This is a genomic window from Corallococcus interemptor (genome assembly GCF_003668875.1).
Classification (GTDB): Bacteria; Myxococcota; Myxococcia; order Myxococcales; family Myxococcaceae; genus Corallococcus; species Corallococcus interemptor.
The window spans coordinates 1-21,808 of record NZ_RAWM01000149.1; the positions used below are offsets into that span (position 1 = coordinate 1).

General features: G+C 70.4%; 18 protein-coding genes. 12 read left to right on the forward strand and 6 right to left on the reverse strand.

Features of this window, described 5'->3' with window-relative positions; all coding sequences use genetic code 11:
* Positions 1-509, reverse strand: a 509-nt coding sequence (locus D7X96_RS33645; protein ID WP_121771588.1) for an RNA polymerase sigma factor sigma-70 region 4 domain-containing protein, incomplete at its 3' end; no start/stop codon positions are given.
* A gap of 114 nt (positions 510-623) precedes the next feature.
* Between D7X96_RS33645 and D7X96_RS33650 the strand changes: the two genes are divergently transcribed.
* From D7X96_RS33650 to secF, 6 genes are all read left to right on the forward strand, one after another.
* Positions 624-1,730 carry a SpoIID/LytB domain-containing protein gene (locus D7X96_RS33650; protein WP_121771589.1) on the forward strand — a complete coding sequence of 369 codons (1,107 nt, stop codon included), beginning with the start codon at positions 624-626 and terminating at the stop codon, positions 1,728-1,730.
* Between the two features lie 51 nt (positions 1,731-1,781).
* A complete protein-coding gene (queA, locus tag D7X96_RS33655; RefSeq protein WP_120548385.1) occupies positions 1,782-2,870 on the forward strand; it encodes a tRNA preQ1(34) S-adenosylmethionine ribosyltransferase-isomerase QueA in 1,089 nt (362 codons plus the stop codon).
* Between the two features lie 56 nt (positions 2,871-2,926).
* On the forward strand, positions 2,927-4,063 hold the full coding sequence (tgt, locus tag D7X96_RS33660; RefSeq protein ID WP_370450210.1) for a tRNA guanosine(34) transglycosylase Tgt: 1,137 nt from the start codon (positions 2,927-2,929) through the stop codon (positions 4,061-4,063).
* Between the two features lie 151 nt (positions 4,064-4,214).
* Positions 4,215-4,568: a preprotein translocase subunit YajC gene (gene yajC / locus D7X96_RS33665; RefSeq protein ID WP_120548383.1), complete on the forward strand. Its 354-nt coding sequence runs from the start codon at positions 4,215-4,217 to the stop codon at positions 4,566-4,568.
* Positions 4,568-6,340 carry a protein translocase subunit SecD gene (secD, locus tag D7X96_RS33670; protein ID WP_121723380.1) on the forward strand — a complete coding sequence of 591 codons (1,773 nt, stop codon included), beginning with the start codon at positions 4,568-4,570 and terminating at the stop codon, positions 6,338-6,340. Before yajC ends, secD begins: the two co-directional genes overlap by 1 nt.
* 30 nt (positions 6,341-6,370) lie before the next feature.
* Positions 6,371-7,537 (forward strand): protein translocase subunit SecF, encoded by a 1,167-nt coding sequence (gene secF, locus D7X96_RS33675; RefSeq protein WP_121771590.1) that lies wholly within the window; start codon positions 6,371-6,373, stop codon positions 7,535-7,537.
* Positions 7,538-7,609: 72 nt separating this feature from the next.
* On the opposite strand, the gene D7X96_RS33680 is transcribed toward secF, so the two are convergent.
* Positions 7,610-8,197, reverse strand: a complete 588-nt coding sequence (locus D7X96_RS33680) for an outer membrane beta-barrel protein (RefSeq protein ID WP_120548392.1) — start codon at positions 8,195-8,197, stop codon at positions 7,610-7,612.
* 170 nt (positions 8,198-8,367) lie between these two features.
* Here D7X96_RS33680 and recJ point away from each other — a divergent pair, with 170 nt between their 5' ends.
* Complete coding sequence (recJ, locus tag D7X96_RS33685) at positions 8,368-10,083, forward strand: single-stranded-DNA-specific exonuclease RecJ (RefSeq protein WP_121771591.1); 1,716 nt, start codon at positions 8,368-8,370, stop codon at positions 10,081-10,083.
* 18 nt (positions 10,084-10,101) lie between these two features.
* Here recJ and D7X96_RS33690 read toward each other — a convergent pair whose 3' ends face one another.
* The 3 genes from D7X96_RS33690 to D7X96_RS33700 all read right to left on the reverse strand — a co-directional run bounded on the left by D7X96_RS33690 (position 10,102) and on the right by D7X96_RS33700 (position 12,623).
* Complete coding sequence (locus D7X96_RS33690; protein WP_121771592.1) at positions 10,102-10,341, reverse strand: YHS domain-containing protein; 240 nt, start codon at positions 10,339-10,341, stop codon at positions 10,102-10,104.
* Positions 10,342-10,542: 201 nt separating this feature from the next.
* Positions 10,543-11,313 (reverse strand): hypothetical protein, encoded by a 771-nt coding sequence (locus tag D7X96_RS33695; protein WP_121771593.1) that lies wholly within the window; start codon positions 11,311-11,313, stop codon positions 10,543-10,545.
* Between the two features lie 11 nt (positions 11,314-11,324).
* On the reverse strand, positions 11,325-12,623 hold the full coding sequence (locus D7X96_RS33700; RefSeq protein ID WP_121771594.1) for a hypothetical protein: 1,299 nt from the start codon (positions 12,621-12,623) through the stop codon (positions 11,325-11,327).
* A 170-nt stretch (positions 12,624-12,793) separates the two neighbouring features.
* On the opposite strand from D7X96_RS33700, the gene aspS reads away from it, so the two are divergent.
* The 5 genes from aspS to D7X96_RS33725 all read left to right on the forward strand — a co-directional run bounded on the left by aspS (position 12,794) and on the right by D7X96_RS33725 (position 19,259).
* Positions 12,794-14,611 carry an aspartate--tRNA ligase gene (gene aspS / locus D7X96_RS33705; RefSeq protein WP_120548376.1) on the forward strand — a complete coding sequence of 606 codons (1,818 nt, stop codon included), beginning with the start codon at positions 12,794-12,796 and terminating at the stop codon, positions 14,609-14,611.
* Between the two features lie 152 nt (positions 14,612-14,763).
* Positions 14,764-16,017 carry a carbohydrate porin gene (locus tag D7X96_RS33710; RefSeq protein ID WP_121723384.1) on the forward strand — a complete coding sequence of 418 codons (1,254 nt, stop codon included), beginning with the start codon at positions 14,764-14,766 and terminating at the stop codon, positions 16,015-16,017.
* Between the two features lie 59 nt (positions 16,018-16,076).
* Positions 16,077-17,066 (forward strand): cupin-like domain-containing protein, encoded by a 990-nt coding sequence (locus tag D7X96_RS33715; protein ID WP_120548374.1) that lies wholly within the window; start codon positions 16,077-16,079, stop codon positions 17,064-17,066.
* A 523-nt stretch (positions 17,067-17,589) separates the two neighbouring features.
* Positions 17,590-18,369: a cupin-like domain-containing protein gene (locus D7X96_RS33720; RefSeq protein WP_279637415.1), complete on the forward strand. Its 780-nt coding sequence runs from the start codon at positions 17,590-17,592 to the stop codon at positions 18,367-18,369.
* Positions 18,366-19,259 (forward strand): cupin domain-containing protein, encoded by an 894-nt coding sequence (locus D7X96_RS33725; protein WP_147468458.1) that lies wholly within the window; start codon positions 18,366-18,368, stop codon positions 19,257-19,259. The genes D7X96_RS33720 and D7X96_RS33725 overlap by 4 nt, the downstream gene beginning before the upstream one ends.
* A gap of 5 nt (positions 19,260-19,264) precedes the next feature.
* On the opposite strand, the gene D7X96_RS33730 is transcribed toward D7X96_RS33725, so the two are convergent.
* Positions 19,265-21,808: CHAT domain-containing protein (locus tag D7X96_RS33730; protein ID WP_147468459.1), on the reverse strand; the 2,544-nt coding region annotated here is incomplete at its 5' end.

Sequence of the window (21,808 nt, forward strand, 5' to 3'; positions counted from 1 at the left end):
GGTTCGGGGTCCGGGGGGCGGCTCCAGTAGAGCCACGCCGTCAGGGCCAGGAGCGCGGCCACGGCCAGCCTCCGCAGCCATTCCTCCCGCGCCCGTCCGGGGGAGTCCGCGTCGGCGCGGGCGGCCTGGTCCAAGGCGGCCTCCACCTCGGGCCCCTGCGCGTGCATCCGCCGGCACAGCGACGCCACCGGGGCCAGCGGCACTGGCACGGGCGCGGTGTCCTTCTCCACGGCCATCGCCAGCATCCGCTCCCAGGCGGTGGCCTCCTCGGGGCTCTCGGGGGGCCTCGCGGGCTGCCCCAGCTGGCGGGCCAGCGCCACCGCCGCACGGAGCATCAGCGTGGAGAAGGCGTTGCTCGAGATGCCGTACCAGGCCGCGCACTCCTCCTGGGTGCGGCGCTCCACCAGCCGGCGGATCAACACGGCGGCCGTGCGGGGCTCCAGGGCCCGGAGGGCCTGGGAGAGGGCCTCGGGCGACAGGCGGGCGGTATCGGGGACGGAGGCAGTCACGGGGCTCCATTCTGCGGCATCCGCCCGGGGTTTTCGCGGGCTCCTACCAGGGGCGTGCCCTGGCTTCCGGCCGATTTCTTGAGGCGGATCGCTCCGCCCCTAGACTGTTGGACCATGTTGCAACGTGTGGCACTGCTGCTGCTCCTGCTCGCGTCGTCGCGGGCGTCCGCCGTGGAGACGATGCGCATTGCCATGGACGACCCCGGCGACGAGGTCCGCGTGAGCGGCCGGGGCCTGGGCTTCGGCCCGGATGCCGAGGACGGCACCTTCGTCGCCGTCACCGCGGGCCAGGCCACCGTGCGCCGCCGCAACGGCAAGCTGGAGGTCAACGGGGCGCCGGTGATTGGGGAGGCCATCCGCTTCCGTGGCGGACTGGAGGCCACCGACGCGGGCGGCCCCGGCAACGAACCCCTGAAGGCGGGCAGCGCGCAGGTGCGTGGCGACGTCGTCGTGCGCCTGTTCAAGAACAGCCTCCAGCTCATCAACGTCATCCCCCTGGAGGACTACCTCGCGGCGGTGCTCGGCAGCGAGATGCCCGTGTCCTTCCCCCTGGAGGCCCTCAAGGCCCAGGCCGTGGCCGCGCGGACGTACGCGCTCCAGAAGAAGCTGGATGCGTATGGCGCCGCCTTCCACATGGGCAGCAGCGTGCTGCACCAGGTGTACGGCGGCGTGAACCGCGAGGACGCCAAGACGCGCGCCGCAGTGGAGGCCACGCGGGGCGAGGTGCTCACGTACGACCTGGCCCCCATCGAGGCGTACTTCCATGCTTCCTGCGGCGGGCACACCGAGTCCGGGCAGGACGCGCTCCAGCGGAACCTGCCGTACCTTCAGCCCGTTGACTGCCCCTGCGGCAAGCTGCCCGCCAGTCGCTGGACGGCGACCCTGTCCGAAGCCGAGCTGCGCGGGGCGCTGAAGTCCGCTCCCCATGGCATGCGCGTCACCGGCCGCACACCCACGCACCGGGTGACCCGCGTGACGCTGCCGGATGGCACCGCGGTGGACGGCGTGACGTTCCGCCGCAAGCTGGGCTACACGCGCCTCAAGAGCCTGGACTTCGACGTGGAAGCGTCCGGCAAGAACTACGTGTTCACCGGACGTGGCTTCGGCCACGGGGCGGGGCTGTGCCAGTGGGGCGCCAAGGCCTTCGCTGACAAGGGCAAGACGTACCGGGAAATCCTTTCCCACTACTACCCGGGCGCCGAGTTCCAGCAGCTCTACTGAGGCCCTCGCCGGTTCCGTGAGGGCGCGGGGGCTGCTACAAGCGCCAACCCCGTGTCGTCCCTCCTCTCCGACTACGATTTCGAGCTCCCCGAGGCGCAGATCGCCCAGGCCCCGCTTCCCGACCGGGACGCGTCCCGACTGATGGTCGTCAGCCGCGCCACCGGCGCCTGGAGCCACCAGCACTTCACCGGCCTGCCGGACCTCCTGCGCGAGGGCGACCTGCTCGTCGTCAACGACGCTCGCGTCATCCCCGCGCGCCTGCTGGGCCAGAAGAGCGGCACCGGCGGCCGCGTGGAGCTGCTGGTGGTGCGGCCCGCCGCCGCGGCCACGCTGACGTCCGCGGCGCTCGGTGGTGCGCCCGAGTCCCTGGAGTGGGTCTGCCTGGGGCAGGCATCCAAGGGGCTCAAGCCCGGCCAGTCCGTCACCTTCGCCGGGGGCCTGTCCGCCGAAATCCTGGAGGCTCTGGGGGGAGGGGAGTACCGGGTGCGCTTCCATGCCGCGCCGGGAACATCGCTCGCCAGCCTCCTGGACGCGGCGGGCCGGCTGCCCCTGCCTCCGTACATCACCCGCGAGCCCGAGGCCGCGGACGCCGAGCGCTACCAGACCGTGTACGCCCGCGCGTCCGGCGCCGTGGCCGCGCCCACCGCCGGCCTGCACTTCACGCAGGATGTCTTCGCGAAGCTCGAGGCGAAGGGTGTCCGGCGCGCGGAGGTGACGCTCGACGTGGGGCCCGGCACCTTCCTTCCGGTGCGCGAGGAGGTGCTGGACAAGCACCACATGCACCCGGAGCGCTTCACCGTGCCCCAGGCCACCGCCGACGCCGTGAACGCCGCGAAGGCGGAAGGCCGCCGCGTGGTCGCCGTGGGCACCACCGTGGTGCGCACGCTGGAGTCCGCCACCGACCCGGACACGGGCCGGCTGCGCAGCGGACCGGGCGAGACGTCCATGTTCATCCGGCCCGGCTATGCCTTCCGCCAGGTGGACGTGCTCCTCACGAACTTCCACCTCCCGCGCTCCACGCTGGTGATGCTGGTGAGCGCGCTCCTGGGCCGTGAGCGCACGCTCGCCGCGTACCAGGAGGCCGTGCGCGCGGGCTACCGGTTCTTCAGTTACGGCGATGCCATGTTGGTGAAGGAGTGAGTGCCGTGGTCGACGAGCAGCGGAAGGAGAAGGGCGATACCCGCGTGCCCCCGGGGCTGGTGCGCTTCGAGCTGTTGCACGAGGACGCGAGCGGCACCAAGGCGCGCCGCGGCCGGCTGCACACGCCGCATGGCCCCATCGAGACGCCCATCTTCATGCCCGTGGGCACCGTGGGCAGCGTCAAGGGCGTGGGCCCGGACGACCTGAAGACCCTGGACGCGCAGATCATCCTGGGCAACACGTACCACCTGATGCTCCGCCCCACGGACGCGCTCGTCGGGGAGATGGGCGGCCTGCACCGCTTCATCTCCTGGGACCGGCCCATGCTCACCGACAGCGGCGGCTTCCAGGTGTTCAGCCTGTCGGAGAAGCGCAAGATCACCGAGGAGGGCGCCGCCTTCCAGTCGCACCTGGACGGCTCGCGGCACTTCCTGTCGCCGGAGCGCTCCATTGAAATCCAGGAGACGCTGGGCGCGGACGTCATCATGGCGTTCGATGAGTGCCCGCCGTCCACCGAGGACCGGGCCTACCTGGAGAAGTCCCTGGCGCGCACCACGCGCTGGCTGCACCGGTGCGTGAAGGCGTGGGGCCGCGAGCGCTCGTCGCTCTTCGGCATCGTGCAGGGCGGCCTCCATGATGACCTGCGCAAGCGCCACGCGGAGGAGGTGTGCGCGGTGGACCTGCCCGGCTACGCGCTGGGCGGCTACTCCGTGGGCGAGGCGCCCGAGGCCATGCACGCGGGCGTGGCCTACTCGGCCCCGCTGCTGCCCCGGGACAAGCCCCGCTACCTCATGGGCGTGGGCACGCCGCTGGACCTGGTGACGTGCGTGGAGCACGGCGTGGACATGTTCGACTGCGTGCTGCCCACGCGATGCGCGCGCAACGGGTTGCTCTTCACCTCGGAGGGCAAGCTGGTCATCCGCAACGCGGCCTACGCCAAGGACCCGCGGCCGGTGGACCCGGCGTGCTCCTGCTACACCTGCCGCAACTTCAGCCGGTCCTACCTGCGCCACCTGTTCGCGGCGGGGGAAATCCTGGCGATGCGGCTCAACACGCTGCACAACCTGCACTACTTCCTGGACCTGATGGCCCAGGTGCGCAGGGCCATCGCCGAGGACCGCTTCGCCGCGTTCGCCCGGGACTTCCGGGCGAGGGCTCAGGCCCAGGAAGCGGAGCGCAAAGGCGGCCGGTGAGCGGGCAACGGGTTTACCGCGCTTCCGGCGTTCACTTGCTCACATGGGGCGCCCTTGCTAAGAGGCCACCCTTTCGGATGTTTTGACCCCACCCGTACGCCGGGTCGGGGCCGCTTACCCGAGTCCTTCCCTTCCACCGACGAGGCAGTACGTGGCTGACAGTTTCCTGATTCTCGCGCAGGCCGGGGCCGGCGGTTCCCCCCTGGGGACCTTCGGCTTCCTCGCCGTGCTGGTGGCCATCATGTACTTCGTGATGATCCGCCCCCAGCAGAAGCAGCTCAAGGAGCACCGCAACCTGCTGGCGGGGCTGAAGAAGGGCGATGACGTCGTGACGTCCGGCGGCATCCTCGGGCGCATCCACCAGGTGGACGACTCCACCGTGACGCTGGAGATCGCCAGCGGGGTGCGCGTGCGCGTGCTCAAGACGGCTGTCAGTGCGAAGGGGGCCGTTCCGGTGGCAGGCGCCCCGGCGGCCACCCCCGCTGAGAAGAAGGAGGAGAAGTAATGGACCGCGGCTGGTGGTGGAAGTTCGGAATGATCGTCGCGGTGACGCTGGGGACGATCTGGTTCCTCGTCCCGACGTACTACTCGCTGGTCGTGCTGGACCGGAACGAGCGCAACAACATCGCCGTGCTGGAGCAGCGGCTGCCCGCGTGGGCGCCCCCCGCCAGGTACCGCCTCAACCTGGGGCTGGACCTGCAGGGCGGCATCCACATGGTGATGCGGGTGGACACCAAGACGGCCCTGCAGAAGCGCACCGAGCGCCGCGGGACGCAGATCGCCACCTACGTCAACGACAAGAAGCTGGGTGAGGTGACCGCGGACACGGACCCGGAGCGGCTGCAGCTGGTGCTGACCGCGAAGGACCCGGCGACCATGGACGCCATCCAGAAGGAGGTGCTGGCCACCTTCACGGACTTCACCCTGGAGTCCCGCAACGGCGGCACGCTGGTGCTCAAGCCGGACGAGGGCCAGGTGAACCGCTTCCGCGACGAGGCCGTGGACCAGGCGATGCTCGTCATCCGCCGCCGCATCGACAAGTGGGGCGTGGCGGAAGTGGACGTGCGCAAGCTGGGCACGGACTCCATCCAGATTTCGCTGCCCGGCCGCAGCAACCCGGAGCAGGCCAAGGAGCTGGTGGGCACCACCGCGCAGCTGGAGTTCCGGATGGTGGACGACACCAACCCGCAGGTGTTCGCGCAGATGTACCAGCAGAACCCGCCCCCGGCGGAGAGCAAGATCACCCTGGTGGAGGACGAGGGCTTCCCGCAGCTGTCCTCGCCCAACCGCGAGGCGCTGCTGGCGTACGCGAAGGACAAGACGCCAGAGGGCCGCGACGTCGTCACCGAGTGCGTGGCGAACCCGGTGAAGAAGAACGACTGCATCGCGTACCGCAGCTACCTGCTGGACAAGAACGTGCCGCTCACGGGCGAGAGCCTGGCCGGCGCGGACGCGTCCGTCAGCCAGATGAACGAGCCGGAGGTGAACATCGCGTTCGACCCGGCCGGCGCGCGTGAGTTCGAGAAGCTCACCGAGGCCGCCGTGGGCCGCCGGATGGCCATCGTGCTGGACGACAACGTGCACACCGCCCCGCGCATCAACGAGAAGATTGGCGGCGGCCGCGCGCGCATCACCATGGGCCGCGCCGGTGCGCGCAGCTTCGAGGAGTGGCTGGGCGAGGCGCAGACGCTGGCGCTGGTGCTCAAGGCGGGCGCGCTGCCCGCGCCGGTGACGGTGGGCGAAATCCGTCAGGTGGGCGCGACGCTGGGCGACGAGCTCATCAAGAAGGGCAGCCTGGCCGCGCTGGTGGGCCTGGCGCTCGTGGTGGTCTTCATGGCCATCTACTACCGCAAGTCCGGCCTCATCGCGGACGTGGCGCTGCTGCTCAACGGCCTGCTCATCCTGGCGGGCCTGGCGTTCTTCAACGCCACGCTGACGCTGCCGGGCATCGCGGGCTTCGTGCTGACGCTGGGCATCGCGGTGGACGCGAACGTGCTCATCAACGAGCGCATCCGTGAAGAGCTGTCCCACGGCAAGTCCGCGCGCGCCGCGGTGGACCAGGGCTACGACCGCGCCTTCTGGACCATCTTCGACGCGCACGTGACGACGCTCATCGCGGGCTTCATCCTGTTCTTCACGGGAACGGGTCCGATCCGCGGCTTCGCCACCACGCTCATCGTGGGTCTGCTCGCGTCGCTGTTCACGTCCATCGTCGTGACGCGCGTCATCACGACCTACTTCGTCCACGGCCGCAACGCGCAGTCGGTGTCCGTCTAACCGGCCCCCAGCGCCTTCGGGAAATCCGCCATGCAGATTCTCAAGCACAAGACGCACATCGACTTCATTGGGAAGCGCAAGCCGGCGCTCTTCATCTCCACGCTCATCAACCTGGCCATCATCGTCGGCATCGCCGCGGTGGGGTTCAACTTCGGCGTGGACTTCGCCGGCGGCACGGTGGTGGAGCTGAAGTACAACACGCCCACCACCGCGGCGCAGGTCCGCGAGAAGGCCCAGGCCGGCGGGCTGCACGACGTCAGCGTGCAGGGCATTGGCTCGGCGGACGAGAACTCCTTCCTCCTGCGCATGGGCGGCGTCACGCAGCTCACGGAGGAGAGCGCCGAGCGCGCGAAGACGGCCATCCAGGGCCTGGGCGAGGTGCGCAATGTCTACGCCGACATGGCGAACGGCATCGTGAACTTCCGCTCCGCGCAGCCCATGTCCGCGGAGGCCGTGAAGAAGGCCGTGCAGGACGGCGCGGGCATTGGCGTGCAGGAGGTGCGTGACCTGGGCGCGAACCAGGGCGGCACCGGCTACGACTACCAGGTCGTCGCGAGCGGCATGGCGGACAAGGTGTTCGCCGCGCTGAGCGCCGGTTCGGACAAGCCCAACTTCGAGCAGCGCCGCGTGGACTACGTGGGTCCGCAGGTGGGCAAGCAGCTGCGCAACCGCGGCATCATGGCGCTGGTGTACTCGATGGTCGCCATCCTCATCTACGTGGCGTTCCGCTTCGACTTCAAGTTCGGCCCGGGCGCGCTGCTCGCCATGCTCCACGACGTCATCATGGTGGCGGGCTACTACCTGGTGAGCCAGCGCGAGTTCAACCTGACGTCCATCGCCGCGCTGCTCACCGTCGTGGGCTACTCGGTGAACGACACCATCGTCATCTACGACCGCATCCGCGAGGACATGGCGAAGTACAAGGGCAAGCCGCTGCCGGAGATCATCAACATCGCCGTCAACGACACGCTGGGCCGCACCATCCTCACCTCCGGCGTGACGGCGCTGTCGCTCATCGGTCTGCTCATCTTCGGCGTGGGCGAGATCTTCGACTTCGCCATGGCGATGCTGGTGGGCATCCTCGTGGGCACGTACTCGTCCGTGTACATCGCCAGCCCGCTGGTCATCTGGCTGGATGAGCGCGCGCACTCCCGCGAGGCGCACCACGGCGGCAAGCAGGAGCCGAAGACGGCCTAGCGCTGTCGCCGGTGCCTTGAAGTGACGAGGGCCCTCTTCCCCAACGTGGGAGCGAGGGCCCTTCGCTTTTCTTCAGAAGCGCGCGCCCAGGGTGAGCGACGCGTCCATCAAGCCGCCGCCGTTGTCGTCCGTGGAGGCGACGTTGGCGAAGTCCTGGTCGATGAGGAGGCGGTACGTGCCGCGCACGCCAGCGGTGAGGCCGCCGGTGTTGAACTCCAGGCCCACCGCGAGCGGTATCTCCTCCATCAGGTCGCTGTCGTAGAGCCCCGCGCCCGCGCCGCGCACGTCCACGTAGGACAGGCCCAGGCCCACGCCCGCGAAGGGGCGCACCGCGGTGAGGAAGGGCGGGGACACCTTCACCAGCGCGCTGCCGCCGTTGCGCACCAGCGAGGGCGCGTCGAACAGGCGCGTGTCCGCGACCTTGTTCTGCGAGCCCTCGTAGCCCACCTCGAAGCCGAGGAAGGTGGTGGGCTGGAGGTTGAGCGTCAGGCCCCACAGCGGGCCGGTGCTGGACAGGTTGCCCAGGTCCCCCGTGTAGTCGCCAATGCCGCCGCGCAGGAAGACGTTCACGTCCCCCTGCTTCTTGTCAGCGGCGAGCACGGGCGCGGCGCACAACACGACGGCTGTCAGGGCACCGCCCTGGAGAAACCTGCGAAGCATGCGGACCTCCCTGTCCACGGGTGTGCACTCAAGCTGGCCACCGCGCACCCGCCGTGCAGGTTCACAGCAGGGAGGCAGCCGAGCGCACGTCTGAACACGCGTGCAGGAGGGTGGTGTGAGTGGGCGGGTTGGACTGCCTTGGTCGGACGTCTGAGGTACTGTGCTTTTCCATGCGGTGGTTGCTTCCAGATGTCGTCGAGCAGGAGGTCGGTTCGCTCGCGGGTGAGCTGTCACTTCACCCGTTGGCGGCGAGGGTGTTGCTCCACCGTGGCTACCGCACGCCGGAGGCGGCGTCGGCCTTCCTTTCGGACCGGCTGGCGGACCTGCCGGACCCGTTCCGGATGAAGGGCATGGGCCCCGCGGTGGAGCGCGTGCTGCGCGCGGTGCGGCTCAAGGAGAAGGTGACGCTCTACGGGGACTACGACGTGGACGGCGTGTCCTCCACGTCGCTCATGTACCTGTTCCTCAAGGAGCTGGGCGCCACCCCCGCCACGTACATCCCGCACCGGCTGGATGAGGGCTACGGCCTCAACCTGGGCGCGGTGGAGCGCATCGCGCAGGACGGCACGCGCCTCCTGGTGACGCTGGACTGCGGCATCACCTCCGTGGCGGAGATTGCCCGCGCGAAGGAGATGGGCCTGGACGTCGTGGTGGTGGACCACCACACCGTGCCGCCCACGCTGCCGCCCGCCACCGCGGTGCTCAACCCGCACCAGCCCGGCTGCGAGTACCCCACCAAGGTGCTGTGCGCCGCGGGCGTGGCCTTCAACCTGTGCATGGGCCTGCGCAAGCGGCTGCGCGATGACGGCTTCTTCGCCACGCGCAAGGAGCCCAACCTCAAGGCGCTGATGGACCTGGTGGCGCTGGCCACCGTGGCGGACGTGGTGCCGCTCACCGGCGCCAACCGCATCCTCGTGGCGCACGGCCTCCAGGAGCTGTCCCAGGGCCGCCGTCCCGGCATCCGCGCGCTGAAGGAGGTGGCCGGGCTGGAGCCGGACGCCGCCGTCACCGCCGGCCAGGTGGGCTTCCGCCTGGGGCCCCGCATCAACGCCGCGGGCCGCCTGCATGACGCGTCGCTGGGCCTGCAGCTGCTGTGCGCGGACTCCGTGGAGACGGCGCGCTCGCTGGCGCAGGTGCTGGACCGCGCGAACGCGGAGCGGCAGGGCATTGAGAGCAGCATCCTCACGCAGGCGCTGGCGCAGGCGGAGGAGCACAAGGACTCGCGCGGCTTCGTGCTCTACGACGAGGGCTGGCACCCGGGCGTCATCGGCATCGTCGCGTCGCGCGTGGTGGAGCGCTACCACCGGCCCACGGTGATGGTGGGCGTGAAGGACGGGGTGGGGAAGGGCTCGGCGCGCAGCATCGAGGCGTTCCACCTGTACGACGCGCTCACCGGCTGCTCGGACCTGCTCACGCGCTACGGCGGCCACAAGCACGCGGCCGGCCTCACCATCGACGCGAAGCAGCTGCCCGCCTTCCGCGAGGCCTTCGCGAAGATTGCCCTCCAGCGCCTGACGCCGGAGGACATGATTCCGCGCTGCCGCGTGGACGCGGTGGTGAACCCGCGCGACCTGGACGCGACGGCGGTGGAGTCCCTGCAGCGGCTGGGGCCCTTTGGTCAGGGCAACCCGGAGCCGGTGCTGGTGCTGCGCGGCCAGCAGGCCCGGCCCCGCGTGCTGCCCGCGAAGTCCGGGGCGCCTGGCGCGGGGCACCTGAAGCTGGCGCTCGTGGACGCGCCGGAGCTGGATGCCATTGGCTTCGGCATGGCGGACCGCGTGTCGCTGGTGGAGGGGCCGGTGGACCTGGCCTTCCAGGCCGGCTTCGACACCTTCCGGGGCCAGCGCAAGCTGTCCCTGCGCCTCAAGGACGTGCGTCAGGCCGCCTGACGCACGCGCAGTCCCCTCTTAAGCGAGCCCCCAGCGCACCCGGCCCGGCGACATCAGCGCGCCGGCCCGCGCCATCTCGTTGAGGCGGAAGCGCTCCGCCTGACGCTCGAAGGCGCTGCGGCAGCCCTCCGAGCAGAAGAAGTACCGGCGCTTCTTGTACTCCGACGAGGGATGGCCCTCCGGGGCCTCCAGGTGCCTTCCGCACACCGGATCCCAGTGCTTGGTGTTGCCGTGCCCGTGTTCCTGTCCGCCGTTCATCTTCCACCTCCGACCCGACCGCCCCCAACTCCCCCACCCGGCGCGAATGTAAGCAGGGGGCGTGCCAGTGGTCCATCTCCTTGGAACGCCAATGAAGGGGCGTGCGTCCGGGACGGGAAGGAGGGGAAAAAGTTCAGCCCCCGCCACCGCTTCCGGAAGGGGAAGGGCGCGGGGGCCGAAGGGACGTCCGGGACTTGAGCGCTAGAAGCCGACGCCTACGCTACCGCCCAGGAAGAAGTCGTTCGCATAGCCGCGACGTAGCCCCGTGGCCTCGATGCGGAACATGAAGCGTGCGCTGCGGCCCGGACGGCCACGGATACCCAAGCCATACTGCAGGACGGGCTTGAGGCCGTTCACCTTGGTCTCCTCCTCGCCCACGGTGATGCCGGTGTTCTGGTAGGCGAGTCCGCCGCCAGCCTGAACGAAGAATCCGAAGTCCGACTCGCCGAAGCGGAACACCCAGGCAGGCGCGAGCGTGAAGTAGTGAAGCCGCGTGACCCCCTTGATGAAATCGGTGCCGTCACTGAGGCTGCCGTATATCCAGCGCAGGTCGGCAATGAAGCCTTGCCGCCACATCTCATTCTCCGTTTTGAGCGCGCGGCCGAACTCATAAGTGGCGCGTACGCCTATGGCGGGCTTGTTGTCGGAGAAGTTGCCTCGGGCGCTGTCCACCATGAGCAGGCCGCCCACCAGTTCCACCGCGACGCCCAGGCTGGGGTCGTCCAGCCGAGCCATGCTTTCGAAGCCCTCGTCGTTGTTGGCCTCGGCGGCCTCGCGGAACTCGTCCGTCTCATCCACCAGCTTGCGGCGGCGCTCGTAGGCGTCGTCGTCCGCCTGCCGGGCCTTCTCCTGGGTGCGCTCGGCTTCTTCCTCAGGGTAGGCGTAGGGGTCGTCGTCGTCCGCGCTCTGGGCGAAGGCGGCGGGGGTGAAGAGCAGGCTGCCGGCGAGGCAGGCCTTGAGCCAGGTGTTCAAGGGAGCGGGCCTCACTGGAAGATGCTCGGGCAGGTGGTGCCGCCCGCCGCGCTGGCCGGGCAGAGGTTGTCGCCGATGAGGTCTTCGCGCGGAATCTGCACGTGGTCCATGAACTCGTTGCAGACCGCCTTCTTCAGCTCCAGGTCGGTGATGTGCGAGATGATGGCCCGGGCGGGGATGGCCAGCGGGAACAGCGTCTGGTCGCCCAGCACCCTCTGCGTGTACTGGTAGATGCCGGGCTTCGCCGGGTCGGTGTCGTAGTACGCGGAGACGACGTCGCGCTGCAGCTGGGCCTCCTGCCCCGTGGAGCGGCCCGCCTGGTAGAGCGCGGTCGCGATGAGCGTGCCCACCTGGTACTCGGCGCCGTCTGAGGTGAAGGTGTTCAGGTCCTGCTGCTGCACGCGGGCGTACAGCAGATCGCTCATGCAGCGGTCGCCGCGCGAGAGGTCCCGCGCGTCCGTCACGCCGGAGTAGGGGCCGCCGTCGAACGAGGGCGCCATGAAGCGGGGGTCGCACCCGCTGACGCTGCGGCAGCTGGCGCCGTAGGCGTGGTAGTCCGCCAGGCCTTCGTCATAGGCCTTGAGCACGTTGGCGCCCTGCGCGGGCGACTGCGAGCCCCAGACGGACAGCGCCACGGGCAACGACTGGCCCGCGTAGGACAGCCGGTTGAAGACGAGGTGCGAGTACTCGTGCGCCATCACCGCCGCGTTGAGGGGCAGCGGGGCGCGCTGGATCTTGTCGAAGGGCAGCACCAGGAAGGACTGGAGCACCGGGTAGAAGAGGGCGTTGTCCCGCGCCGGCTCCTTGCTCTGCTCCGTGATGATGAATTCCGGGAAGTAGTAGAGCGTGGGCGCGGGCTCGAAGGACGCGACCTTCACGTTGCCGACGGTGCGGAAGTACTCGTTGGCGCGCTCGAGGTTGTAATACGAGGTCACCATGTTCCAGGAGTGGAAGTCCGCGGGCCAGAGGACGTCCTCGCCCGTCTTCTCATCCTTCTGGGTGATGTAGCTGGCCTTCACGTCATGGCCGGACTTCTTGAGCAGCACGTCCGCGACCGTGTCCTCCGTGGCGTTCTGGAGCGCGGGGTCGTTCGGGTCGATGACGATGCGCGCGCCGCCCTGGAGGTCGCCGACGGTGCCCTTCAGGCCGACGATGTCCTCGATGGTGGTGAGCTCGACCTGCGTGGGGACGTACTGGCTATTGTCAGAGAGCGACAGCACGGAGACCTTCACGGGGGCCTCGCTGTCCGGCGCGCAGCCGGAGGCCAGGAGGCCCAGCCCGACGGCGGCGGTGGTGACTGTTCGGAGCATGACGCCGTTTTACTCCGGACCGCCCGGAACGTGTATTCCCCTCAGAAAAGGGCCGGGCTGGCGAGGAAGCGCGGGGGCATGGGCAGCCATGGATTCCTTGACGCGCCGTTTCCACGATCCGCTATGGTGCCCGGCCTTCTTCCTTCACGAACCAAACGCAGGCGGTCTCCATGGCGGTCCCGTTCATTTCCGAGGTCAAGCGTACCCACACCTGCGGTCAGCTCACGGCCGCGAACGTTGGCGAAGAGGTGGTCCTCTTCGGCTGGGTGCACAACCGCCGAGACCACGGCGGCGCGGTGTTCATCGACCTGCGGGACCGCGACGGGCTCACCCAGGTGGTGTTCGAGCCGGACAGCAAGGAGGCCCATGAGACGGCCGGTCACCTGCGCCTGGAGTACTGCGTGGGCATCAAGGGCAAGGTGCTCTCGCGCGGCAAGAACGTGAACCCGAAGATGAAGACGGGGGAGATCGAGGTGAAGGCCTCGGACCTGACCATCTTCAACCGCTCGGAGCCCACGCCGTTCCTCATCGAGGACAACGTGGAGACGTCCGAGGAGAAGCGCCTGGCGCACCGCTACCTGGACCTGCGCCGCGGGCCGCTCCAGAAGACGCTGATGACGCGCTCCAAGATGAACACGCTGGCTCGCTCGTACATGGCGGGCAACGGCTTCCTGGAGCTGGAGACGCCCTTCATGGGCAAGTACACGCCGGGCGGCGCGCGCAACTTCCTGGTCCCCAGCCGCCTGAACCCGGGCAAGTTCTACGCGCTGGCGGAGAGCCCGCAGCTCTACAAGCAGCTCTTCATGGTCGCGGGCTTCGACCGGTACTTCCAGATCGTGAAGTGCTTCCGCGACGAGGACCTGCGCCTGGACCGGCAGCCGGAGTTCACGCAGATCGACGTGGAGATGAGCTTCGTCACCCAGGACGACATCTTCACCATCATCGAAGGGCTGCTGAAGAAGCTGTGGGGCGAGGTGCTGGGCATCGACATCCCGACGCCCTTCATGCGCATGGACTTCTACGAGTCCATGGCGAAGTACGGCAACGACAAGCCGGACCTGCGCTTCGGGCTGGAGCACACCGTGCTCACGGACGTCATCCGCGAGCACGGCGCCGCGGGCGGCGTGCCCATGATGTGGGACGCGGTGCAGGACAAGGGCATCGTCAAGGCGATGGTCGTCCCGGCGGAGAAGGCGCTGTCCCGCGCGGAGAGCGACAAGCTGGAGGACTTCGCGAAGCAGGCGGGCGCCAAGGGCCTGGCGCGCGCGAAGGTGGGCGAGGGCGGTGAGTGGACCCAGTCCCCGCTGTCCAAGACGATTACCCCCGCGCTGCGGCAGGCCATCAACCAGGCCGTGGGTGCGAAGACGGGCGACCTCATCCTGTTCCAGTTCGGGAAGGAGTCGCTGGTGCACACGGTGATGGCGAACCTGCGCGTGCACGTGGCGAAGAAGCTGGGGCTGATTCCGGAGTACGGCAGCGGCGGCCAGTGGAAGTTCCTCTGGGTGGTGAACCCGCCCCTCTTCGAGTTCGACGAGGAGACGAACACCTGGGCCGCGGCGCACCACGCCTTCACCCGTCCGCACGACGAGGACGTGCAGTACCTGGGCACCGACCCGGGCCGCGTGAAGTGCCACCGCTACGACGTGGTGCTCAACGGCTTCGAGATTGGCGGCGGCTCCATCCGCCTGCATGACCCGAAGGTGCAGAGCGAGGTGTTCAAGGCGCTGGGCATCCAGGAGGAGGAGGCGCGCGTGAAGTTCGGCTTCCTGCTGGACGCGCTCAAGTTCGGCGCGCCCCCGCACGGCGGCATCGCGCTGGGCATGGACCGCCTGGTGATGCTGCTGACCGGCGCGGAGTCCCTGCGCGACGTGATCCCGTTCCCCAAGACGAAGACGGGCACGGACACGATGACGGGCGCCCCCGGCGACGTGGACGAGAAGCAGCTGCGCGAGCTGCACGTGCGCACGGTGCCGCTGCCGCAGAAGTAACCCGGCGCGCGCACGTTCGTTCCTCGCCGGACCCCGGGCCCGTCTTGAGGCCCGGGGAGTGGCTGGAGGGTGACGGACGGCCCTGCCGCACGGCTGGACATCCCGGTGGCCGTGGCCATTGAGGACCCGTGGCGTGCGAGGGAGCGGGCGCGATGCGGGAACGGGCTTTCGGGGCGTGGGTGCTGGCGTGGGCCCTGCTGTGCGCGGGGCCGGCCTTCGCTGCCGAGACGAAGATGCCCCCCGGCCTCACCGGCGGCTGGAGCGGGATGCGCGGCTTCCTCTACGAGCTGGGCGTGGGCATCCAGGTCCGCTACGTGACGGAGCTCGCCTACAACGCGCGCGGCGGCAAGGGGCATGCGCTGCGGCAGGCGGGCCAGCTCAACGTGGGGCTGGGCCTGGACCTGGAGAAGCTTGCCGGGGTGAAGGGCGGCACCTTCCAGTTCACGTTCACGCACCGCAACGGCAACAACCTCAACGCGGATATGGAATTGGGCAACCTCCAGCTGGTGCAGGAGGTGTACGGGCGCGGCAACGTGGGGCGCCTGACGCAGCTCTGGTACGACCAGCTGTTCTGGGACGAGCGGGTGCACCTGAAGGTGGGCCGCGTCACCATGGGCGAGGACTCGGCGGACTTCCCCTGCGACTTCCAGAACCTGTCCTTCTGCGGCGCGCAGCCCGGCAACATCGTGGGCAACTACTGGTTCAACTGGCCGGTGAGCCAGTGGGGCACGCGGCTGCGCGTGGACTTGAAGAAGGTCGCCTACGTGCAGCTGGCCGCGTACGAGGTGAACCCCCGCAACCTGGAGGAGGCCTTCTACCTGGGGCGCTTCAACGGGGCGACGGGCGTGATGCTGCCCCTGGAGCTGGGCTGGAACCCGAAGTTCCACGGCGACCTGCTGGAGGGGCTCTACAAGGTGGGCGTCTGGTACGACACGTCCAACGCGCCGGATGTGCTGCTGCCCGACGTCGAGCGGCAGGGGCGCTATGGCGTGTACTTCGTCGCGCGCCAGCAGCTGTCGCACGTGCTGGGGTCGGAGAACGAGGCACAGGGGCTCAACCTGTTCGTGCGCCTGACGTACGCGGACCGGGACACCTCCGCGCAGGACGGCCAGTACACGGCGGGCCTGGGCTACACGGGGCTCCCCGGGCGGCCGGATGACGACGTGGGCTTCGCGCTGGGCGCCACGCACTCCAACGGGCGCTACATCACCGCGCAGCGGCAGAAGCAGGCGCAGGCCCCCGGCACGCTCATCCCTCGCACGGAGTACGTGGGGGAGCTGTACTACAGCCTCCATGCGGCGCCGTGGCTCGTGCTGCGGCCCAACCTCCAGTACATCCGTCCAGGTGGGAACGACGAAGCGCGCGACATCCTCGTCCTGGGCCTCAAGGGGGCACTCACCCTGTAGGGCATGTGGGCGGAGCACGCCCTTTCCGTGCCGCTCCGCGGGTGGCCTAGAGTGGGGCCATGGCCCTGTCACCCTCGTGGGATGCGTGGCTGTCGGAGAACCTGCTGCGGGGCGTGCCTGAGGAGGCGCTGGTCCGGGCGCTGGTCGCCGGAGGGGTGGCCGCGGAGGAGGCTCGCGCGGAGGTGTCGCTCGCGCGGCGGCACCCGGCGGTGGTGGCCGGGGGCTCGCGGACGACGCTGGGCCCGGAGGTGGTGTCGCTGCTGGACGTGCGCTCGGCGCTGCATGCGCAGTCGCGCCGGACGGTGGAGCGGCGGCGGGGCGTGTCCGCGGAGGAGTTCCAGGCCCGCTACTACCGCGCGCACCGGCCCGTCGTGCTGGAGGACTTCCTGGAGGGCTGGCCGCTGCTGGAGCGCTGGCGGCCGGCGGCGCTGGCTCGGGACTACGGCGACGTGGAGGTGGAGGTCATGGCGGGCCGCGAAGCCCGCGCGGACCATGACGTGTCACCGGACGCGTGCCGCACGGTGATGCGGCTGGGGGACTTCCTCCACCGGCTGGAGCACGGCGGGCCGTCCAACGACCTGTACCTCACGGCGCGCAACTTCGCGCTGGAGCGGCCGGAGCTTCAGGGGCTCTGGGAGGACCTGCGGCCCGCGCCGGGCTTCGTGTACCCGACGCGGCAGCCCGGCAGCCTCAAGCTGTGGGTGGGGCCGGAGGGCACGCGCACGGCGCTGCACCATGACGTGGACTCGGTGCTGTTCTGCCAGGTCCATGGGCGCAAGCGCTTCTGGCTGGTGCCGTCCCATGAGACGCCGCGCCTCTACAACCGCGAGCACGTGTGGAGCCCGGTGGACGCGGCCGCGCCGGACCTGGAGCGCTTCCCGGACTTCGCCCGCGCGCACGTGCACGAGGTGGTGGTGGGCCCCGGAGAAATGCTCTTCATCCCCGTGGGCTGGTGGCACCAGGTGCTGGCGCTGGACGTGAGCGTGTCGCTGACGTTCCAGTCGCTGGACGTGCCGGGCGGCAACGCGCGGTGGCACACCTTCGGTTGAGGTGTGCCCGCCGCTTCAATGACTTCGCGTCACGTCAGTCGTTGAGGTTTTCCCCCTTCGGCGTTTGAGGAAGGGGCGGTGTGGAGGGCGTCGGCGTGGGCACGGGCTCCTCGGGGAGCCGCTTCCGGCTGAGGTCCTCCTGCGCGGGGTCACACGGGGGATTGGGATTCGGGACGATTTTGTATGAGTTCTCGGGAGGTATCATGGAGTCCGCTCTTGGTGGATGTGGACGACCCAAATGGTTCAGCCCGGCTCAAGGGGGATGGCGATGACCTCCTCCCTCCCCCCTGAATGGAAAACGTGGCTGGCGAATAACCTTGCGCGCGGGGTGCCCTCCGCGAGCCTGGGAGCCCGTCTGGAGGCGGCCGGAATCACGCCAGAGGTTGTCTGGGAAACGATTCACGCCGCCCAGACACATCCCGCGGTGACGCTGGGTCGTGATTTTACGAAACGTCTGGGATTGCTTGAATCGTTGCTCGCGACGCGGTCGGCGTTGCGACGACAGGCATTGCCGGCGCCGCGCGTGGAGCGGCGGTCCCGGCTGACTCCAGCGGAATTCTTCCATGAGTATTACCGGCGCAACCGGCCGGTTGTGATTGAGGGGTTGATGGAGGGCTGGCCGGCGCGGACGCGGTGGACGCCCGCGTGGATGGCGGAGCGGTTCGGGGCCGAGCCGGTGGAGGTGATGGCGGGGCGGGATGCCCAGGAGTTGCCGGACCTTCACGCGGACCGGCTGCGCCGGGAGGTGCCGCTGCGGGAGCTGCTGGCCCGGTTCGACGGGGCGCCCGGGAACGACATGTATCTGGTGGCTCGCAACAGCCTGTTGCTGCGCGAGGCGTTCCGGCCGCTGCTGGAGGACCTGCGCGCGCCGGAGGGCTACATCCAGCCGGACCTGCACGGGCCCGACCGCGTGCACCTGTGGCTGGGGCCGGCGGGGACGCTGTCCAACCTGCACCATGATCACCTCAACGTCCTGTTCTGCCAGGTGTGGGGACGCAAGCAGGTGTGGCTGGCGCCGTCGTGGGAGACGCCGTGGATGTCCAACGTGCGCGGCTTCTACAGCGCGGTGGACGTGCTGGCGCCGGACCTGGAGCGCTTCCCGGACTTCGCCCGCGTGGCGCTGCACCCGGTGGAGGTGGGGCCGGGGGACACGCTCTTCATCCCGGTGGGGTGGTGGCATGCGCTGCGGGCGCTGGACCCGAGCCTGTCCGTGACGTTCGTGAACTTCGAACAGACGCCTGGGATGAACACCTGCTGGCGGGAGGGCTGGCTGGGCGCCCTTCCCGGGGAGGAGCACCGATGAGGGCTTCGCGCGATGTGGAGGCGGACGCTTCGCCGCTGACGCCCGAGTGGCGGCGGTGGCTGGTGGAGAACCTGGTGCGCGGTGCGTCACCGAAGGCGCTGCTGGCGTCGCTGGAGCAGTCGGGAGTGCCCGCGGAGCAGGCGCGGCGGGCGCTGGAGGTGGAGCAACAGGAGCCCTTCGTCGCGGGCGTGCTGCGCGCGACGGGCATGCAGCGGAAGCTGGAGGGCCTGCTGGACGTGTACGCGGAGCTGTTCCAGCAAACCGAAGGTCCGCCGCGCGTGGACCGGCACGCCGCGCTGACGCCCGATGCGTTCTTCGAGCGCTACTACTTCGACAACCTGCCCGTGGTGCTGCGCTCGGACTGGAGCGCGTCACTGGCGCTGGAGCCCTGGAGCCCCGGGAGCGTGGCCGCGCGGCTGGGTGAGCGCGAGGCGAGGCATGCGTGCTGCGTGCCGCTGTTCGAGGATGCGCGGCTGGAGGCCCTGACGCGGGGACTGACGACGCTGCCGGGCTTCACGGCACAGGACGCGCGCGCGTGCGAGCCCCGCCTGTGGTGGGAGCCGCCGGGGGCGGAGGTTCCTCTGCGCGCGGCGAGGCGCAACGTGCTGCTGGCGCAGGTGCACGGGGAGCGGCGGCTCCAGCTGGTTCCGGCCTTCGAGCTGCGGCGCATGGCCACGGCTTCGCCGGAGCCTCGCGACGCGCCCCTGCGCCTGGCCGTGACGCTGTCGCCGGGCGAGTGCGTGCTGCTGCCGGTGGGGTGGTGGTACGGCTTCAGCGCGCCAGACGGCGGGGTCGCCATCTCGTTCGAGGCCTTCGCGCTGCCGGAGCCGAACGTGACGTGGGACGTGGACGCGGAGCCCCAGGCCACTCCGCTGCCGCCGCGAGACTGAAGGGGCTACTGGTACAGCAGCACCTTGTCCACCCAGCGCAGGCCCGGCTGCTTCTGGCGCCAGTCGAGCCGCTCGGCGCGCAGGGCCTGGGAGGGCTCCTCTCCGGACTGGATGCGCTCGCGCACCGCGCGGAAGAAGGCGCCCGCGTCGTTGGGGATCTCCGCCGTGGCGGCGAAGACCGCCCGCGCTCCCGAGGCGACGAACGCCTGTGGCAGCGAGGACGTCTCATGCAGGATGGGCGGGAGGCGGGCCGCGCTGCAGGCGCCCAGCACCACCAGGGGCGCGCCCTGCAGGTGCCGGCGGCGCAGCTCCTCCGCGGTGAGCGCGTAGTGCCCGTCCTGCTGCGGCGACAGCGCGATGACCGTGGCGGACGACAGCGTGCGGTCCACCACCCCGTGCGCGTGGATGTCGATGTCCGTGGCCTGCTCCATGGCCTCCAGCACGCGCTCGGGCGTGGCCTGCGCGCCCTTGAGCCGCAAGAGCCGCTGCGCGCCCGCCAGGTCCGTGTCCGCCACCGCGGGCAGCCGCGCCAGCTTCAGCGTCATGGGCGGCTCCACGTCCGACACCACGAGGTGCAGGGGCGGCTTCGCGGGGGACGCGGGAGGCGCGCCGGTGCCGACCCGGTAGCTCCACGCCAGGTCCGCCGGCAGGATGCCCGCGCGGCTGTCCAACGGCGGCGCGGCCAGCACCGCCACGCGGGGACAGTCGCGCAGCAGGTCCAGCAGCTCGCGGGGGACCAGCCCCGTCAGGTCATCGCGCAGGGGCAGGGTGCGTGAGGCGTCGTAGTGGCCCTGCACCTGGCCTCCCGGGCCCCGCACCACCGTCACCGTGCGCTCCGCCTCCACCGCCGCCGCCAGCACGCAGCCCTCCGGGACGGGCACCTGGAGGCTTTCGGCCACCGCGTCCATCGCCTCCCGGAAGGCCCCGGCGTGGCCCGCGCTCACCGCCAGCGTCTGGTAGGCCACCGCCCGGGCGTCGCGCGCGTCCGCGTTCACCCGCAGGAGCGGCTCCGCCTCCGCGATGGTCTGCCGCAGCACCTTCTGTCCTTCACGCCAGTCGCGGTCCACGGTGAACCGTCCCCGGATGAGCGTGGCCAGCACGCGCCGGCCCGGGTTCTCCTTGAGCGGCGTCACCCGCGCCAGTTCCTCCATCAAGCGCGATTCGTCCGAAGGCCGCGGCGCCAGGCGTGCCAGGTCCGCGAGGATCCACGCGCCCTGGAGTCCGGGCGTCCGGCCACACGCGAGCGCGTCCTCCATCTCCTGCCGCGCCTCCTGCGGGCGGAAGCGCATCAGCGCCAGCGAGGCCAGGTTGAGGTGCGCCTGCGTGCGCGCCCGGCAGTCGTCGGGCTGACGGGCCAGGGACTCGCTGAGGTAGGCGCGCGCGAGCGCCACCCGCACCTGGAAGCGCATCGCGTCCGCCATCATCACCAGCGCCGTGCCCTCGCGTTCCCACTCGCCCAGCGCGGCGGCCTCCCGCCATGCGTTCTTCGCGGCCTCCTCCGCCTCCACCAGCCGGTTGGACGCGGTGGCCCGGCCGCTCAGGCGCAGGAGCACGTCCACGCAGCGCAGGGGCAGCTTGTTCGCGCGGCACTGCTCCAGCGCCTCCCGCAGCCGCTCTCCGGCCTGGGGCCCCTGTCCGGCCAGGTCGTCCAGCCGCGCGTCCTCCACCGCCACGCGCGAGAGGATCCACGGGTCCGTCTCCGCCGCCGTCAGGGCGCCAAGCTCCTCGTGCGTGCGCGCCACGCCTGGCGTGCGCAAGAGCGCGCCGAGCAGCAGGTCCTTCGCCGCGGGCTCCTGCCTCAGCCGCTCGATGAGGGCCGTGGGGGCCGGATGCGTGTCCTGCACCAGCTTCGCGTACTCGCGCGCGAGCGGTGCCCGGCGCGTGAAGTCCTGTGCCGCCACGCGCCGCACGCTGTCCTCCAGCACGGTGCCTCCGCCCGCGGCGCGGTCCAGCACCCGAGCCAGCGGCAGCAGCGCCTCCGCCTGTCCGGCGCTCTCCGACACGGCCAGCAGGTCGTAGAAGGACTCTCGTGCCATGCCCGGGAAGCGCGCGGCCTCCTTCACCGGCAACGGCGCCTCGGGTGAGCGCAGCCGGGTCTGGAGCGCCGCGCGCGTGGCCTTCCACGCCTCCGCCCGCGCCTGGAATCCGGCGCGCAGCGTCTGGGCCTGCTGACGTGCCTCGTCGCTCCAGCCGGGCTCGCCCTTGGCGGCCACCGCCTCGAACGCCGTGGCCGCGAGGAGCGTCAGCCCCAGCTCGCGCGCCACCACGGCGCGGTTCCAGCGCGCCTGCGGGTGCTCGGGCATGGCCTCCAGCGTGGCGTCCAGCAGCGTCAGGGCGTCATCGGAGCGGCCGCGCAGGATGGCGACGGCGGCCAGGTCGCTGTCCCGGTCCAGCGAGGGCGAAGCGCGCGCCAGGTACGCGAGCGCCTGCTCCGTGTCGCCATGCAGGAGGTAGCTGATGCCCACGCCGTGCGTGTCGCCCTGCTCCTCCAGGCGGGACAGCGCGCCCAGGGGCACTGGCGGGGCCAGCGCGTCGTTGCCTCGGGAGGG